Source organism: Pseudomonas sp. S12(2018) (assembly GCF_024355235.1).
GTDB classification, from domain to species: domain Bacteria; phylum Pseudomonadota; class Gammaproteobacteria; order Pseudomonadales; family Pseudomonadaceae; genus Aquipseudomonas; species Aquipseudomonas palmensis.
Map to the genome: position 1 here is coordinate 130,322 of NZ_QLAD01000002.1, position 15,707 is coordinate 146,028.

Here is a 15,707-nt window from a genome sequence, read left to right on the forward strand (position 1 = left end):
TCCCGCGCCACCATCCTATACGTCACCGAATCGCCCCCGTACAATGCGGGGTCATTTCAGTTAAGCAACCGACAACGGCCTACCATGCGCACCAGTCAATATTTGCTCGCCACACAGAAAGAAACCCCTTCCGACGCGGTCGTCATCAGCCACCAGCTCATGCTGCGTGCCGGCATGATCCGCAAGCTCGCATCCGGCCTTTATACCTGGCTGCCGATGGGCCTTCGCGTGATGCGCAAGGTCGAAGCCGTGGTACGCGAGGAAATGAACGCCGCAGGCGCCCTGGAAGTGCTGATGCCGGCCATTCAGCCCGCTGAACTGTGGCAGGAGTCCGGCCGCTGGGAGCAGTACGGCCCCGAGCTGCTGCGCCTGAAGGACCGCCATGGTCGCGAGTTCTGCGTGGGGCCTACCCACGAAGAGGTCATCACCGACCTCGCGCGCAACGAGCTGAGCAGCTATAAACAGCTGCCACTGAACATGTACCAGATCCAGACCAAGTTCCGCGACGAGATCCGTCCGCGCTTCGGCCTGATGCGCGGTCGCGAGTTCATCATGAAGGATGCCTACTCCTTCCATGCCGACCAGGCATCCCTGCAGCAAACCTATGACCGCATGCACCAGGCGTACTGCAATGTGTTCACCCGCCTGGGCCTGGATTTCCGCCCCGTGCAGGCCGACACCGGCTCGATCGGTGGCAGCTGGTCCCACGAATTCCACGTGCTGGCCGAGTCCGGTGAAGACGACGTGATCTTCAGCGACAGCTCCGACTACGCCGCCAACATCGAGAAGGCCGAAGCGATCCCGCGGGAAACCGTGCGCCCTGCCCCCACCGAGGAGCTGCGCCTGGTCGATACCCCGGACGCGAAAACCATCGCCGCCCTGGTCGAAAACTACGGCGTGCCGATCGAGCGCACCGTCAAGACCCTGATCGTGCATGCCGCCGAAGAAGGCAAGCTGATTGCCCTGATCGTCCGCGGCGACCACGAGCTCAACGAAATCAAGGCTGCCAACCTGCCACAGGTGGCCAGCCCGCTGGTGATGGCCAGCGACGCCGAACTGCGCGACGCCATCGGCGCCGGCGCCGGTTCCCTGGGCCCGCTGAACCTGCCGCTGCCGTGCATCATCGACCGTTCCGTGGCCTTCATGAGCGACTTTGGCATCGGTGCCAACATCGACGACAAGCACTATTTCGGCGTGAACTGGGAGCGCGACCTGCCTGTACCGGAAATCGCCGACCTGCGCAACGTGGTAGCCGGCGACCCGAGCCCGGATGGCAAGGGTACGCTGATGATCAAGCGCGGCATCGAAGTCGGGCACATCTTCCAGCTGGGCACCAAGTACAGCGAAGCACTCAAGTGCCAGGTGCTGGGCGAGAACGGCAAGCCGGTGACCCTGGCCATGGGCTGCTACGGCATTGGTGTTTCGCGCGTGGTCGCCGCTGCCATCGAGCAGAATTACGACGACAAGGGCATCATCTGGAGCGATAGCCTCGCGCCATTCCAGATCGCCCTGGTACCGCTGCGCTACGAAACCGCCGAAGTGCGCGAAGCCACCGACAAGCTCTACGCCGAGCTGACCGCCGCCGGTTTCGAAGTGCTGCTGGACGACCGTGACAAGAAAACCAGCCCGGGGATCAAGTTCGCCGACATGGAACTGATCGGCATCCCGCACCGCATCGTGGTCAGCGACCGCGGCCTGGCCGAAGGCAACCTGGAATACAAGTACCGCAAGGACAGCGAGGCCCAGGCCTTGCCCGTGGCCGAGGTGCTGTCGTTCCTGCAAGCCCGTATTCGTCGCTGATAGCCAACACAAGAGTAGCCATGTTCAAGCGAATCACCTTCGGAGGCGCCGCCCTGTGCGGCGCCGTGCTGCTCAGCGGCTGCGCCAACCAGATGTCCCAGCGCAGCGAGCATGAGGAGCGGATCGAGCGCAAGCTGCTCGAGCACAGCCTGCAGATCGATGTCGGAGAGCCCAAGGTACTCGAGCTGCCGCAACGGCGCGTGCGCGTTCACGAACAGAAGAACTTCGAAGTCACCGAATTCGAAGTGACCCGTCGTTATGATCGCTACACGCCCTACCAACCCTGGCGCGAAATCTACGAGATCCCGCTGGGCGCAGTGGCCGTGGTTGCCGGTATCGGCGCCAATGTGGTCAACGTGTTCGCACTGGGCAACCTGCCCGACAGCGTGACCCATGACTGGCTCAGCTATGGCGTAGCCGGGCTCAATCCGTTCATGAACGTGCAGTCCAACGGCCGCGCGCAACAGAACCTGGCCAGTATCAGCGAAGTGCAGAAGGACAAACGCCAGGAGTACACCAGCCTGCCGTGGGGCGAACGCCCGGTCGAGGTCAAGGCTGGCAAGCTCACCCACGAGCTGACCACCGACCGCAATGGTGTGTTGCGCCTGAACCTGCTCGACAGCCCGTTCACCGAACAGAACCTGACCCAGGTGGGCACCTTGCACCTGGCCGTGGCCGATGAAGAAAACAACGTGCGTGCCGACGCCAGCCTGCTGCTCAGCCCAACGCTGCGCGGCAAACTGGTCGAAGCCCATGAGCTGATCTACGACGACCTTGAAGACGACGAGGTGAGCGAGTGGGTGCACCGGGTCAAGCGCTTGTCCGAACTCGGCCTGGAAGAGGAAGCCAGCGAGCTGGAACAGAGCCTGATCGAGCTGACCCGCAATGATCCGGAGCTGCAACAGGAGTTTCTCAAGGCGCTGACCAGGGATGCCGGCCGCCTGGTGGCAGACCCCGGCGCGAAGTAGCTCCAGCACCATGAACGCCAGGCATCGACCACGATGCCTGGCGTTTCACTCGGGCGTGAACAGCTCTAGCTGAACATGCGCCCCGCGCAAGTCGTGCAACCGCACGCCAATTCCCAGCAACCTGACCGGCTTGGCGCCACGCGCGAAAGCCTGGCTGAGCAGTTGCCGGTAGCTTTCAAGATCACGCCCCGCCCCCGCCTGCTCCAGGGTGGTCTGGGTGAAGTCATGGAACTTGACCTTGACGAACGGCTTGCCCGGCCGGTAACTGTCGTCGATCCGGGCCATGCGACCGCCCAGCGATTCCAGCAGTTCAGGCAGCTTTTCAAGGCAGCTGGCCAGATCCGGCAGGTCGCTGTCGTAGGTGTTCTCGACGCTCACCGACTGGCGCCGGCTGTCGTTGTGCACCACCCGCTCGTCAATGCCGCGCGCCAGCCCGTAAAGACGCTCGCCGAAACTGCCGAACTCGCGGACCAGGGCCAGGCGGTCCCACTCGCGCAGATCCTTGCAATCGACAATGCCCAGGCGCCCCAGCTTGTCAGCCGTGACCTTGCCAACTCCATGCAGCTTGGTCACTGGCAAGCAGGCGACGAAGTCTTGCACCTGTGCCGGGGTAATCACGAACAAGCCGTTGGGTTTGCGCCAGTCACTGGCAATCTTGGCCAGGAACTTGTTGGGCGCCACCCCCGCCGATACCGTGATGTGCAGGCGCTGGGACACCCGCCGGCGAATGTCGTCGGCAATGCGCGTGGCACTGCCGGAAAACTTCGGGCTGTCGGATACGTCCAGATAGGCTTCATCCAGCGACAATGGCTCGATCAGCTCGGTGTACTCGCGGAAGATGTTGTGAATCTCCCGCGAGGCTTCCTTATAGGCATCCATGCGCGGCTTGACGATGGTCAGGTCGGGGCACAGCTTCAACGCGTGGTGCGACGACATCGCAGAGCGTACGCCAAAGGCCCGCGCTTCGTAGTTGCAGGTAGCAATCACCCCGCGCCGGTCGGCCGAGCCACCCACGGCCAGAGGCTTGCCGGCCAGCCGCGGGTCGTCGCGCATCTCGATGGCTGCGTAGAAACAGTCGCAATCGATGTGGATGATCTTGCGTTGGGACATGGATGACCGTTAACACCGTTGATTCGTACGCGCAGTATCTCACTCGTCACCACCGGCTGCACCCTGCACCCGTCACCGCAGGCAAATGCCCTGCAGCCCCCGCCTTAGCGCGCCCGCAGCCAGATCACAAACGCTAAGCAATTGAACAAAAAAGGATTTCTGGGTTTTAGCGGTTGACACGTTCTGAGATATCTGTAGAATCCACTCCACAGACGCGGGATGGAGCAGTCTGGTAGCTCGTCGGGCTCATAACCCGAAGGTCGTCGGTTCAAATCCGGCTCCCGCAACCAAACATCAGAGAAGGCCACTTGAAAAAGTGGCCTTTTTTGTTGGGCGCTGTTTGGCCCATAGCAGGTTTTTGTTGTAAATCAACAATTAAGCATTGACAGCATCTCCATACGCTGTAGAATCCGCCCCACAGACGCGGGATGGAGCAGTCTGGTAGCTCGTCGGGCTCATAACCCGAAGGTCGTCGGTTCAAATCCGGCTCCCGCAACCAAACAACAGAAAAGGCCACTTTGAAAAAAGTGGCCTTTTTTGCGTCTGGCGAAAAAAACCTTCCCCTCCTCTCCATGCCCTTGCGGCAGCATGAAACTTCTTTAACTATCCTGATGGGCGCGGATCGGCATGATCGCGAGTAAGATTCAGACATTATTTTTCCATAGGGATTGGTAACTTGGTCGGATACATCGTCCAGTCGCGCGCAATCCAAAAAGGTGATTGATGCGCCCACAAACGCCCGAAGCAGAAACCCCCGTTAGCGCCGCCCCGCATCGCCTGCGCTGGCTGGAACTGCTCAGCCGGTATCGTCAGCCGATCGGCCTGGCGGTCACCCTGCTACTGTTCGGCATCGCCCTGATTGCCTGTCGCCATCTGCTCAGCGAGCTGGATATCTATGCCCTGCACGACTCGCTGCTGAGTGTGCCCAAGCCCGCCCTGGCCGGTGCGCTGCTGGCCACGGTCGCAGGCTTTGTCATCCTGCTGGGCTATGAATGGTCAGCCAGCCGTTATGCCGGGGTCCGACTGCCTTCAGCCACCCTGGCCATGGGCGGCTTCTGTGCATTCGCCATCGGCAACGCGATCGGGCTGTCGCTGCTTTCCGGAGGCTCGGTGCGTTACCGGTTGTACGCCCGCCACGGCATAGGCGGTGCCGAAGTGGCCCGCATGACGCTGTTTGCCAGCCTGTCGCTGGGCTGCGCGCTGCCGCCGCTGGCAGCGCTGGCCACCCTGAGCAACCTGCCCGCCGCGGCCATGGCGCTGCGCACGCCGGCCCCGGTACTGGCAGCCATCGCCGTCGCAGTACTGGGCCTGAGCATGGCCCTGGCCTACGGGCTGTACCGGCGTCGACTGCCGGAACAGCCGCTGGCCGACAACCTGCTGGTACGCATACGCCGACGCACGCTGCGCCTGCCGGGCGCGCGCCTGACCTTGCTGCAGTTGCTGATCACCGCACTGGACGTGGCTGCCGCCGCCACGGTGCTGTACCTGCTGCTGCCCGAGGCTCCGCCCTTCGGTGCGTTCCTGCTGGTGTACCTGCTGGCCCTGGCTGCCGGTGTGCTCAGCCATGTGCCCGGCGGGGTCGGGGTCTTCGAGGCCATCCTGCTGGCCGCCTTCGCCGACCAGCTGGGGGCAGCGCCACTTGCCGCTGCGCTGCTGCTGTACCGCCTGATCTATGTCGTGCTGCCGCTGCTGGTGGCCTGCGTGGTCCTGCTGGCCAGCGAAGCCAAGCGCTTTCTGTTCGCGCGCCAGGCCATGAAGGTGGCCTCCGGGCTTGCCGCACCGGTACTGGCGATTCTGGTGTTCCTGTCGGGCGTGGTGCTGTTGTTCTCCGGGGCCACGCCTGAAATCGACACGCGCCTGGAGCACCTGGGTTTCCTGGTGCCGCACCGCTTGATCGATGCCTCGCACTTCGGCGCCAGCCTGATCGGCGTGCTGTGCCTGCTGCTGGCCCAGGGCCTGCGGCGGCGCCTGTCGGCAGCCTGGATACTCACCACCGTGCTGCTGCTGGTCGGCGCCCTGCTGTCGCTGCTAAAGGGCTTCGACTGGGAAGAGGCCAGCCTGCTGACGTTTACCGCCTGCCTGCTGGCAGTGTTCCGCGGTTCGTTCTACCGGCCCAGCCGACTGCTCGAGCTGCCCTTCTCGCCGGTCTACGTGGTGGCCAGTGCCTGCGTGATCGGCGCGTCGGTGTGGCTGCTGCTGTTCGCCTACCAGGACGTGCCCTACAGCCACCAGCTGTGGTGGCAGTTCACCCTGGACGCCGATGCCCCGCGCGGGCTGCGCTCATTGCTCGGTAGCGCGGTACTGCTGGTGATCGTTGCACTGACCTGGCTGCTGCGTACCGCACGCCCGACCATCCACCTGCCTACAGGTGACGAGCTGCAACGGGCCAACCGCATCCTGCAGAGCTCCGACCAGCCCGATGGCGGCCTGGCGCTGACCGGCGACAAGGCGTTGCTGTTCCACCCTCAGGATGACGCCTTCCTGATGTACGCCCGCCGCGGGCGCAGCCTGGTGGCGCTGTACGACCCGATCGGCCCGGCCCAGCGCCGCGCCGAGATGATCTGGCAGTTTCGCGACCTGTGCGATATCCACCACGCTCGACCGGTGTTCTACCAGGTGCGTGCCGAGAACCTGCCCTTCTACATGGACATCGGCCTGACCGCGATCAAGCTGGGCGAAGAGGCCCGCGTGGACCTGGTGCGCTTCGACCTCGACGCCAAGGGCAAGGAGATGAAAGACCTGCGCTATACCTGGAACCGCGGCGGGCGCGACGGCCTGAGCCTGGAGATCCACGAGCCCGGGCAAGCCCCGCTCGAGGAACTGAAGGTGATTTCCGATGCCTGGCTCGAAGGCAAGAACGTGCGCGAAAAAGGCTTTTCGCTGGGCCGCTTCAGCGCAGAGTACCTGCAGCACTTCCGCATCGCGCTGATTCGCTTCCAGGGCCAGCCGGTGGCCTTTGCCAACCTGCTCGAAACCCACAGCCGCGAGCTGGCCAGCCTGGACCTGATGCGCGCGCACCCGCAAGCACCGAAGCTGACCATGGAGTTTCTGATGATCGGCCTGATCCAACACTACAAGACGCATGGATATGCGCGCTTCAGCCTCGGCATGGTGCCGTTGTCCGGGCTGCAGCCGCGTCGCGGCGCACCTCTGACCCAGCGCCTGGGCTCGATGGTGTTCCAGCGCGGCGAGCAACTGTACAACTTCCAGGGCCTGCGCCGCTTCAAAGACAAGTTCCAGCCTGACTGGGAACCCCGTTACATGGCCGTACCCGCCGGGCTCGATCCCCTGGTGGCCCTGGCCGATACCGCCGCCCTGATTGCAGGCGGCCTGACCGGATTGGTGAAACGCTGATGATTCGACGCTACTGGCTTCATGTACTGGCCGCCCTGATGCTGGCCCTGCTCGCGGCGGCCCTGGGCTTCTGGCTGTGGGCCCGCCCTGCCCCGCAACCGCACCTTGAACATTTGACCCTGGCCGATGGCAGCAGCCTGGTGCGGGTTACCCCAAGCACGCGAGGCAAGGACCTGGTGGCCGTGGCCGTGCCGCAGGACCAGGCCCTGAGCGACAAGCAACTGATCGACCTGAGCCAGAGTGCCCGCGCCCAGCTGGTACAGGTGATCCTGCCGCCGAGCGACTGCAACCTGCAGCAGCAGGCGCTGCAGCAGGCCTTGCAACAGTTGCAGGGCACGCCGACGCTGGTTGCCGGCATCGGCCCGGGAGCCGGGCTGGCCTGGAGCTGGCTGGCCGGGCAGACCAACGACAAGGCCCAGGCCATCTCCGTGGGGTTCAGCATCGAGCAGCCCGGCTGCAGCGCCGCGCTGCCCAAGTCGGCCGCCCATGGTCACTGGAACGTGGCCTGGAACGACAACCCGGATGACGCCAGTGCCGCCTTCGTGCGCGACCAGGCCAATGCACAGACCAGCATCAGCGATTACGACATCCACCTGCCCCAGGTGCTCAAGGCCCAACTGACCCAGGCCCTGCTGGGCGTGGATGGCAATGCACTGAGCATTCCGGTGGTGGAAGTGCCGGCCGGCCAGACCACCGACACCGTGACGCTGTTCCTGTCCGGCGATGGCGGCTGGCGCGACCTTGACCGCGACGTGGCGGGCGAGATGGCCAAGCTGGGCTACCCGGTGGTGGGCATCGATACCCTGCGCTACTACTGGCAGCACAAGACACCGGAGCAGAGCGCAGTCGACCTGTCCGAGCTGATGCAGCACTACCGCCAGAAGTGGGGCACCAAACGCTTCGTACTGACCGGCTATTCATTCGGTGCCGACGTGCTGCCGGCGATCTACAACCGCTTGCCACCCGAAGACCAGAAGCGCATCGATGCGGTGATTCTGCTGGCGTTCGCGCGCAGTGGCAGTTTCGAGATCGAGGTCGAGGGCTGGCTGGGCAATGCCGGCAAAGAGGCGCCAACCGGGCCTGAGATGGCCAGGATGCCGCCGAGCAAGGTGCTGTGCATCTATGGTGAAGAAGAGGCCGATGAAAGCGGCTGCACCGACCATACCGCCGTGGGTGAGCGCGTGAAGCTGCCCGGCGGGCACCACTTCGACGAAAACTACCCGGCCCTGGCCAAACGCCTGATCAGCGAGATCGAAACGCGCCAGGGAAAGTCCAGCGTCGCTGAACAGTAGAAGCCTCGCCGGCAAGGCCGGCTCCTGCAACGGATCGCATCCTGCAGGAGCCGCCTTGGCGGCGAAAGGTCCCGCTAGATCTCCACCTGCGTACCCAGCTCGATCACCCGGTTCAATGGCAGGTTGAAGAACCTCAGGTTGCCGTTGGCATTCTTCAGCAGGAAGGCAAACAGCACCCCACGCCAGCGCGACATGCCCACCAGCTTGGATGCGATCACCGTCTCGCGGCTGAGGAAGTAGGTGGTGCGCATGGGGCTGAAATCCAGCTCGTCCAGGTGACACAGCTTCAACGCCGCCGGCACGTCCGGCTCGTCCATGAAGCCGAAATGCAGGATCACCCGGTAGAACCCCTCGCCATACCCCTCCACCTCGAAACGCCGCTGTGGCGGTACCCGCGGTGAATCCTCGTTGACCACGGTGAGCAACACCACCTGGCGGTGCAGCACCTGGTTGTGCAGCATGTTGTGCAGCAGCGCATGGGGCACCGCGTCCGAACGCGCGGTCAGAAACACCGCCGTACCTTCCACACGGTGCGGCGGCTGCACGCGGATGCTGGCGATGAACACCGGCAATGGCAACGCGCCCTCATCCAGGCGCTCCACCAGGATCTGCTTGCCGCGCTTCCAGGTGGTCATCAGGATGAACAGCGCAATCCCTGCCAGCACCGGAAATGCCCCACCCTGCAGCACCTTGGGCACGTTGGCGGCAAAGAACAGCCCGTCGACGAACAGAAAGCCCAGCAGTACCGGTACCGCCAGCAGCGGTGGCCACTTCCACAGCAGCAACATCACCGCCGACACCAGGATGGTGGTGATCAGCATGGTCCCGGTTACCGCAACGCCATAGGCCGACGCCAGCGCGCCGGAGGACTCGAAGCCCAGCACCAGCAGGATCACCCCGACCATCAGCGACCAGTTGACCGCCCCGATGTAGATCTGCCCCTGCTCGTCGCTGGAGGTGTGCTGGATCTGCATGCGCGGCACATAACCAAGCTGGATGGCCTGGCGGGTGAGGGAGAAGGCCCCGGAAATCACCGCCTGGGAAGCGATCACGGTGGCCAGGGTGGCCAGCCCGACCAGCGGCACCAGCGCCCAGCCGGGGGCCAGCAGGTAGAACGGGTTGCGTGCCGCTTCGGGGTTCTCCAGCAGCAATGCGCCCTGACCGAAATAGTTGAGCACCAGCGCCGGCAGCACCAGCGCGAACCAGGCCCGCGCGATCGGCTTGCGGCCAAAATGCCCCATGTCGGCGTACAAGGCCTCGGCCCCGGTCAGCGCCAGCACCACGGCGCCCAGAATCGCCACGCCCATGCCGGGGTGGACGATGAAGAAGCGCACGGCCCAGATCGGGTTGAGCGCCTGCAGCACTTCGGGGCGCTGGACGATGCCGTGCACGCCCAGGGCCGCCAGCACCACGAACCAGGCCACCATCACCGGCCCGAACAGAATGCCGATGCGCGCGGTACCGTGCTTCTGGATCAGGAACAGCGCCACCAGCACGACCAGCGCCACCGGTATCACCCAGTGATCGATGCCATCGAACGCCAGTTGCATGCCTTCGACCGCCGACAGCACCGAAATCGCCGGGGTGATCATGCTGTCGCCATAGAACAGCGCCGCACCGAACAAGCCGAACACCACCAGCAGCGCACGCAACCTGGGATAAGGTGCAGCCGCTCGTCGGGCCAGCGCGGTCAGGGCCATGATGCCACCCTCCCCCTGGTTGTCCGCGCGCAGGATGAACAGCACGTACTTGATCGACACCACCCAGATCAGCGACCACAGGATCAACGCCAGGATGCCCAGCACACCATCATGGTTGACCGGCACCCCGTAGCCGCCGGAGAAGACTTCCTTGAGGGTATACAAGGGGCTGGTACCGATATCGCCGTATACCACCCCGACTGCCGCCACCAGCAGGCTCAGCGGCTTTGCCGCCGTATGCCCGGCATTGGCCTGACTGCTTGCCTGAACCATCAACCACTCCCGCAACCAAGACCCAGAGGCCGGCGAAATTCGCGCCAGGCGCTATCATTTTTGCAACCCGTCGCAGCGTGCCGAACGCAGCGCTGAACGACGCGGGAGCGATGGCGCGAAGCATAGCGCAGCGTTCGTCGCATTTCTGCTAGTCAAGCGCGTTGTGCCTCGCTAGAATTGCGCACTTTTTGATCAGAGGCGCCCCAAAGCGCCCGTCAGGGCTGCCACCTTCGCGTGCCAAGCAGCCCCTCTACACCGAGGTTAACCATGTCCACCACCGCCACGCCCACCACGCCAAAGGTCGGCTTCGTTTCCCTGGGTTGCCCCAAAGCCCTGGTCGATTCCGAGCGCATCCTGACCCAGCTGCGCATGGAAGGCTATGAAGTCGTGCCCACCTACGAGGATGCCGACGTGGTGGTGGTCAACACCTGTGGCTTCATCGACTCGGCCAAGGCCGAATCGCTGGAAGTGATCGGCGAGGCCATCAAGGAAAACGGCAAGGTCATCGTTACCGGCTGCATGGGTGTCGACGCCAACAACATTCGCGACGTGCACCCCAGCGTGTTGTCGGTGTCCGGGCCGCAGCAGTACGAGCAGGTAGTCAACGCCGTGCACGAAGTGGTGCCACCACGTCAGGACCACAATCCGCTGATCGATCTGGTGCCGCCCCAGGGTGTCAAGCTGACCCCGCGTCACTACGCCTACCTGAAGATTTCCGAAGGCTGCAACCACACCTGCAGCTTCTGCATCATTCCGTCGATGCGTGGCAAGCTGGTCAGCCGCCCGGTGGGCGAGGTGCTGAGCGAGGCCGAGCGCCTGGTCAAGGCCGGCGTCAAGGAGCTGCTGGTGATCTCCCAGGACACCAGCGCCTACGGCGTCGACGTCAAGTACAAGACCGACTTCTGGAACGGCCGGCCGGTCAAGACGCGCATGCTCGAGCTGTGCGAAGCGCTCAGCAGCCTGGGCGTGTGGGTGCGCCTGCACTATGTGTACCCGTACCCGAACGTCGATGACGTGATCCCGCTGATGGCCGCCGGCAAGCTGCTGCCGTACCTGGACATCCCGTTCCAGCACGCCAGCCCCAAGGTGCTCAAGTCGATGAAGCGCCCTGCCTTCGAAGACAAGACCCTGGCACGCATCAAGAAATGGCGCGAACAGTGCCCGGAGCTGATCATCCGCTCCACCTTCATCGTCGGCTTCCCCGGCGAGACCGAGGAAGACTTCCAGTACCTGCTCGACTGGCTCACCGAAGCTCAGCTCGACCGCGTCGGCTGCTTCCAGTACTCGCCCGTCGAAGGCGCACCGGCCAACGACCTGGACCTGCCCGTGGTTCCTGATGACGTCAAGCAGGACCGCTGGGATCGCTTCATGGCCCACCAGCAGGCCATCAGCAGCGCACGCCTGCAACTGCGCATCGGCAAGCGCATCGAAGTGCTGATCGACGAAGTGGAGGAGCAGGGCTCGGTGGGCCGCAGCTTCTTCGACGCCCCGGAGATCGACGGCAATGTGTTCATCGACGGCGACCACGGCTTCAAGCCGGGGGACAAGGTCTGGTGCGTCGTCACCGATGCCGACGAATACGACCTGTGGGCCGAGCCTGTCTGACGCTTTGCGGCCTGGAAAAGCCCTGCCATCATGGCGGGGCTTTTTATTGGACTATCGTGTCCAGTACGGACACCCCAGGAGACCCTGCGATGCGCGCGCATTCCACCGTGCAAACCCCTAGCCCCCACGACTACCCTCGCCTGCTGCAGGTATGGGAAGCCTCGGTACGTGCCACCCACGATTTTCTCCCCGAAAGCTACATCGTGCTGCTGCGTGAACTGGTGCCCAAGTACCTGGATGCAGTGATGCTGATCTGCTGCAAGGACAGCCAGCAACGCATCACCGGCTTTGCCGGTGTAGCGGCCGGGCGTGTCGAAATGCTGTTCGTCGACCCGCAGTATCGCGGTCAGGGCATCGGCAAGCAGTTGCTGCGGCATGCCATCAATGAGCTGAACGCCGATGAGCTCGACGTCAACGAGCAGAATCCCCAGGCCATCGGCTTCTATGCCAGCCAAGGCTTCGAAGTCATCGGGCGCTCGGAAAAGGACGGCATGGGCAAACCCTACCCCCTGCTTCACCTCAGGCTAGGTCGTACACAGTCTGCGAGCACGGGCTGAAGGACGCTGTAAGGCCGATCCGAAAATCATCCCCTCACGGCATTAATAGCCGCCCGGCACGAATGTAGCCGGGCCTTCGCTCGCCCGGGCGGTTACAATGGGCGCCTTTCCCTGTGCCACGGCCGCCGTCATGTCTGAACCCATTCGTCTTTCCAAACGCCTTATCGAACTGGTCGGCTGCTCCCGACGGGAGGCCGAACTCTATATCGAAGGCGGTTGGGTGACCGTTGACGGCAACGTCGTCGACGAGCCACAGCTCAAGGTCGACGGCCAGGTCGTCGCCCTGCTGCCGGGCGCCAAGGCCGAAGCCCTGGAACCGGTAACCCTGCTGCTGCACCAGGCCGCCGACCAGGACAGCGAAAGCGCTCGCCTGAGCATGACCCCGGCCACCTTGTCCGAGGCCCACGCCGAAGGGCATCGCCCGCTCAAGGGCCACTTTGCCCGGCTGACCTGCGTCGCCGAGCTGCAACAGGGCGCCAGCGGCCTGCAGGTGTACAGCCAGGACTGGCGTGCCGTGCGCAAGGTCACCTCGGACCTGGCCAAGCTGGAGCAGGAGTATGTGGTCGAGGTCAGCGGCGAGATGGTTGCCCATGGTCTCGAACGCCTTAACCGCGGTTTCACGTGGAAGGGCCAGGAACTGCCCCGCATCAAGGCCAGCTGGCAGAACGAGACGCGCCTGCGCATGGTGCTGAAAAACCCGACGCCGGGGCTGATCGAACTGCTGTGCCGCAGTGTCGGTGTCAGCGTGGTCAGCATGCGCCGTATCCGCCTGGGCGGCGTGGCCATGAGCAAGCTGCCGCTGGGCCAGTGGCGCTACCTGTCCAGCAAAGAAAAATTCTAGGCCTCGCCACTCGGGCGTTGCCACTTGATCAGGATTGTCCAATGATTCACAACGATGTGCTGCGCAGCCTGCGCTACATGCTGGATATCAGCGATGCCAAACTGGCAGAGATCACCCGCATCAACGGTTTTGACGTCAGCGATGCCGACATTGCCAGCTACCTGAAAAAAGACGAGGAAGAAGGCTTCGTGCGCTGCCCGGACGAGGTCATCGCGCATTTTCTCGATGGCCTGGTGGTGTTCAAGCGTGGTCGTGACGAGAGCCGCCCGCCTCTGCCGGTCGAACTGCCGGTCACCAACAACATCATCCTGAAAAAACTGCGGGTGGCCTTCGAGCTAAAGGAAGACGACCTGCATGCCATTCTCAAGGCGGCGGATTTTTCGGTATCCAAGCCTGAACTCAGCGCCCTGTTCCGCAAGGTCGGCAACAGCAACTACCGCCCCTGTGGCGACCAGTTGCTGCGCAACTTCCTCAAGGGCCTGACCCTGCGAGTGCGTGGCTGATTCGATCATGGCCTACAGTGTCGAGCCGGTCGGCTACGTGCGCTCCTGCTTCAAGGAGAAATTCGCCATCCCGCGCCAGCCGCAGCTGGCTCCGGCTGCGCGCGGGGTGCTGGAGCTGGTATCGCCTTTCGATCAGGGGGAAGCGGTTGCCGGGCTAGAGCAGGTCAGCCACGTGTGGCTGCTGTTCCTGTTTCATCAGGCCCTGGAAGAGAAGCCGCGCCTGAAGGTGCGCCCGCCGCGCCTGGGCGGCAACACGTCGATGGGCGTGTTCGCCACCCGCGCCACCCACCGGCCAAACGGCATCGGGCAGTCGGTGGTGAAGCTGGAGGGCGTCGAGGCCGGGCGACTGCTGCTGTCGGGCATCGACCTGCTGGACGGCACGCCGGTCATCGATATCAAGCCCTATGTACCCTATGCCGACAGCGTAGCCGGGGCGGTCAATCACATGGCCAGCGCCCCGCCTGCGCCGATCACGGTGCAATGGAGCGACTCGGCACTGCAGCAGGCCCATGCGCATGCGCTGCGTCTCGCAGAGCCATTGGTAGAGCTGATAGAACAATGCCTGGCACAGGATCCACGCCCGGCTTATCAGGTGCCCCCGGTCGAGCGCGTGTACGGGGTCAGGTTCTGGGATGTGCAGGTACGCTGGCACTACCCTCAGCTGGATACGATCCGGGTGCTGGAGGTGGTGCGCGAGGCGTAGGGCCGGCGCCCGCAAGGTCGCAGGAACGCCGCGCCGGCGAATGCCGCACCACAAATCCAGGGCAAAAAAAAACGCAGACCACGGTCTGCGTTTTTTATTGGTACTGCTGCTTACTTCTCGACGAACGCACGCTCGATCAGATAGTCACCTGGCTCGCGCATGCGCGCGGAGACTTTCAGGCCGAAGCTGTTCAGGACTTCGCTGGTTTCATCCAGCATGCTCGGGCTACCGCAGATCATCGCACGATCGTCCTGCGGGTTGATCGGCGGCAGGCCGATGTCGCTGAACAGTTTGCCGCTGCGCATCAGGTCAGTCAGGCGACCCTGATTCTCGAACGGCTCGCGGGTGACGGTGGGGTAGTAGATCAGTTTTTCACGCAGCGCCTCACCGAAGAACTCGTTCTGCGGCAGGTGCTCGGTGATGAACTCGCGATAGGCCACTTCGTTGACGTAGCGCACACCGTGGACCAGGATCACTTTCTCGAAGCGCTCGTAGGTTTCCGGGTCCTGGATGACGCTCATGAACGGTGCCAGGCCAGTGCCGGTGCTCAGCAGGTACAGGTGCTTGCCCGGGTTCAGGTCATCCAGCACCAGGGTGCCGGTAGGCTTCTTGCTGATGATGATCTCGTCGCCTTCCTTCAAGTGCTGCAACTGCGAGGTCAGCGGGCCGTCCGGCACCTTGATGCTGAAGAACTCCAGATGCTCTTCCCAGTTAGGGCTGGCGATCGAATAGGCGCGCATGAGCGGGCGGCCGTTAGGCTGTTGCAGGCCGATCATCACGAACTGACCGTTCTCGAAGCGCAGGCCCGGGTCGCGGGTGCACTTGAAGCTGAACAGGGTGTCGTTCCAGTGATGAACACTGAGGACACGTTCGTGGTTCATGTTGCTCATGTACGGGGGCTCCTGAAAAATAACGCAGCGCTGACCGTGAGCGCGATTGCGCGATAGTTTAGTGCGAGCGACAATATCTGTTAAATGAATTATCAAGATATGTCTTATCGG

General features: G+C 63.5%; 12 protein-coding genes and 2 tRNA genes. 11 read left to right on the forward strand and 3 right to left on the reverse strand.

Annotation, left to right across the window (positions count from 1 at the left end; all coding sequences use genetic code 11):
* Nucleotides 1–84: 84 nt before the first annotated feature.
* Together DN388_RS04480 and DN388_RS04485 are read left to right on the forward strand one after the other, a co-directional pair.
* Nucleotides 85–1,800: a proline--tRNA ligase gene (locus tag DN388_RS04480; RefSeq protein ID WP_043864252.1), complete on the forward strand. Its 1,716-nt coding sequence runs from the start codon at nucleotides 85–87 to the stop codon at nucleotides 1,798–1,800.
* A gap of 20 nt (nucleotides 1,801–1,820) precedes the next feature.
* Complete coding sequence (locus DN388_RS04485; RefSeq protein ID WP_043864253.1) at nucleotides 1,821–2,768, forward strand: lipoprotein; 948 nt, start codon at nucleotides 1,821–1,823, stop codon at nucleotides 2,766–2,768.
* Between the two features lie 45 nt (nucleotides 2,769–2,813).
* Here the strand turns inward: DN388_RS04485 and dinB are convergent, their stop codons facing one another.
* A complete protein-coding gene (gene dinB, locus DN388_RS04490; protein ID WP_043864254.1) occupies nucleotides 2,814–3,878 on the reverse strand; it encodes a DNA polymerase IV in 1,065 nt (354 codons plus the stop codon).
* Nucleotides 3,879–4,091: 213 nt separating this feature from the next.
* On the opposite strand from dinB, the gene DN388_RS04495 reads away from it, so the two are divergent.
* The 4 genes from DN388_RS04495 to DN388_RS04510 all read left to right on the forward strand — a co-directional run bounded on the left by DN388_RS04495 (nucleotide 4,092) and on the right by DN388_RS04510 (nucleotide 8,524).
* Nucleotides 4,092–4,168, forward strand: a tRNA-Met gene (locus tag DN388_RS04495).
* A gap of 132 nt (nucleotides 4,169–4,300) precedes the next feature.
* Nucleotides 4,301–4,377: transfer RNA gene (locus DN388_RS04500), tRNA-Met, on the forward strand.
* 224 nt (nucleotides 4,378–4,601) lie between these two features.
* Nucleotides 4,602–7,232 carry a bifunctional lysylphosphatidylglycerol flippase/synthetase MprF gene (gene mprF / locus DN388_RS04505; RefSeq protein WP_254997075.1) on the forward strand — a complete coding sequence of 877 codons (2,631 nt, stop codon included), beginning with the start codon at nucleotides 4,602–4,604 and terminating at the stop codon, nucleotides 7,230–7,232.
* Nucleotides 7,232–8,524 carry a virulence factor family protein gene (locus DN388_RS04510; RefSeq protein ID WP_254997077.1) on the forward strand — a complete coding sequence of 431 codons (1,293 nt, stop codon included), beginning with the start codon at nucleotides 7,232–7,234 and terminating at the stop codon, nucleotides 8,522–8,524. The genes mprF and DN388_RS04510 overlap by 1 nt, the downstream gene beginning before the upstream one ends.
* Before the next feature lie 74 nt (nucleotides 8,525–8,598).
* On the opposite strand, the gene DN388_RS04515 is transcribed toward DN388_RS04510, so the two are convergent.
* Nucleotides 8,599–10,497, reverse strand: a complete 1,899-nt coding sequence (locus DN388_RS04515; protein WP_043864257.1) for a potassium transporter Kup — start codon at nucleotides 10,495–10,497, stop codon at nucleotides 8,599–8,601.
* 267 nt (nucleotides 10,498–10,764) lie between these two features.
* Between DN388_RS04515 and rimO the strand changes: the two genes are divergently transcribed.
* The 5 genes from rimO (at nucleotide 10,765) to tsaA (ending at nucleotide 14,706) form a co-directional block, all read left to right on the forward strand.
* The gene (gene rimO, locus DN388_RS04520; protein WP_058541505.1) at nucleotides 10,765–12,102 is read left to right on the forward strand and encodes a 30S ribosomal protein S12 methylthiotransferase RimO; all 1,338 of its coding nucleotides are present in this window, start codon (nucleotides 10,765–10,767) and stop codon (nucleotides 12,100–12,102) included.
* Between the two features lie 89 nt (nucleotides 12,103–12,191).
* The gene (locus DN388_RS04525) at nucleotides 12,192–12,659 is read left to right on the forward strand and encodes an acetyltransferase (RefSeq protein ID WP_054914976.1); all 468 of its coding nucleotides are present in this window, start codon (nucleotides 12,192–12,194) and stop codon (nucleotides 12,657–12,659) included.
* A 130-nt stretch (nucleotides 12,660–12,789) separates the two neighbouring features.
* Nucleotides 12,790–13,500, forward strand: coding sequence for an rRNA pseudouridine synthase (locus DN388_RS04530; protein ID WP_088514533.1), 711 nt, complete (start codon nucleotides 12,790–12,792; stop codon nucleotides 13,498–13,500).
* A 41-nt stretch (nucleotides 13,501–13,541) separates the two neighbouring features.
* Complete coding sequence (locus tag DN388_RS04535; RefSeq protein ID WP_043864260.1) at nucleotides 13,542–14,003, forward strand: DUF1456 family protein; 462 nt, start codon at nucleotides 13,542–13,544, stop codon at nucleotides 14,001–14,003.
* Nucleotides 14,004–14,010: 7 nt separating this feature from the next.
* Nucleotides 14,011–14,706 carry a tRNA (N6-threonylcarbamoyladenosine(37)-N6)-methyltransferase TrmO gene (gene tsaA, locus DN388_RS04540; RefSeq protein ID WP_058541503.1) on the forward strand — a complete coding sequence of 232 codons (696 nt, stop codon included), beginning with the start codon at nucleotides 14,011–14,013 and terminating at the stop codon, nucleotides 14,704–14,706.
* Between the two features lie 110 nt (nucleotides 14,707–14,816).
* Here the strand turns inward: tsaA and fpr are convergent, their stop codons facing one another.
* Nucleotides 14,817–15,596: a ferredoxin-NADP reductase gene (gene fpr / locus DN388_RS04545; RefSeq protein ID WP_043864261.1), complete on the reverse strand. Its 780-nt coding sequence runs from the start codon at nucleotides 15,594–15,596 to the stop codon at nucleotides 14,817–14,819.
* Nucleotides 15,597–15,707: the final 111 nt, after the last annotated feature.

Bases quoted from the DNA above. Each gene is read 5' to 3' on its own strand.
- DN388_RS04480 (WP_043864252.1), top strand. From the start codon at position 85: ATGCGCACCAGTCAATATTTGCTCGCCACACAGAAAGAAACCCCTTCC.
- DN388_RS04485 (WP_043864253.1), top strand. From the start codon at position 1,821: ATGTTCAAGCGAATCACCTTCGGAGGCGCCGCCCTGTGCGGCGCCGTG.
- dinB (WP_043864254.1), bottom strand. From the start codon at position 3,878: ATGTCCCAACGCAAGATCATCCACATCGATTGCGACTGTTTCTACGCA.
- mprF (WP_254997075.1), top strand. From the start codon at position 4,602: ATGCGCCCACAAACGCCCGAAGCAGAAACCCCCGTTAGCGCCGCCCCG.
- DN388_RS04510 (WP_254997077.1), top strand. From the start codon at position 7,232: ATGATTCGACGCTACTGGCTTCATGTACTGGCCGCCCTGATGCTGGCC.
- DN388_RS04515 (WP_043864257.1), bottom strand. From the start codon at position 10,497: ATGGTTCAGGCAAGCAGTCAGGCCAATGCCGGGCATACGGCGGCAAAG.
- rimO (WP_058541505.1), top strand. From the start codon at position 10,765: ATGTCCACCACCGCCACGCCCACCACGCCAAAGGTCGGCTTCGTTTCC.
- DN388_RS04525 (WP_054914976.1), top strand. From the start codon at position 12,192: ATGCGCGCGCATTCCACCGTGCAAACCCCTAGCCCCCACGACTACCCT.
- DN388_RS04530 (WP_088514533.1), top strand. From the start codon at position 12,790: ATGTCTGAACCCATTCGTCTTTCCAAACGCCTTATCGAACTGGTCGGC.
- DN388_RS04535 (WP_043864260.1), top strand. From the start codon at position 13,542: ATGATTCACAACGATGTGCTGCGCAGCCTGCGCTACATGCTGGATATC.
- tsaA (WP_058541503.1), top strand. From the start codon at position 14,011: ATGGCCTACAGTGTCGAGCCGGTCGGCTACGTGCGCTCCTGCTTCAAG.
- fpr (WP_043864261.1), bottom strand. From the start codon at position 15,596: ATGAGCAACATGAACCACGAACGTGTCCTCAGTGTTCATCACTGGAAC.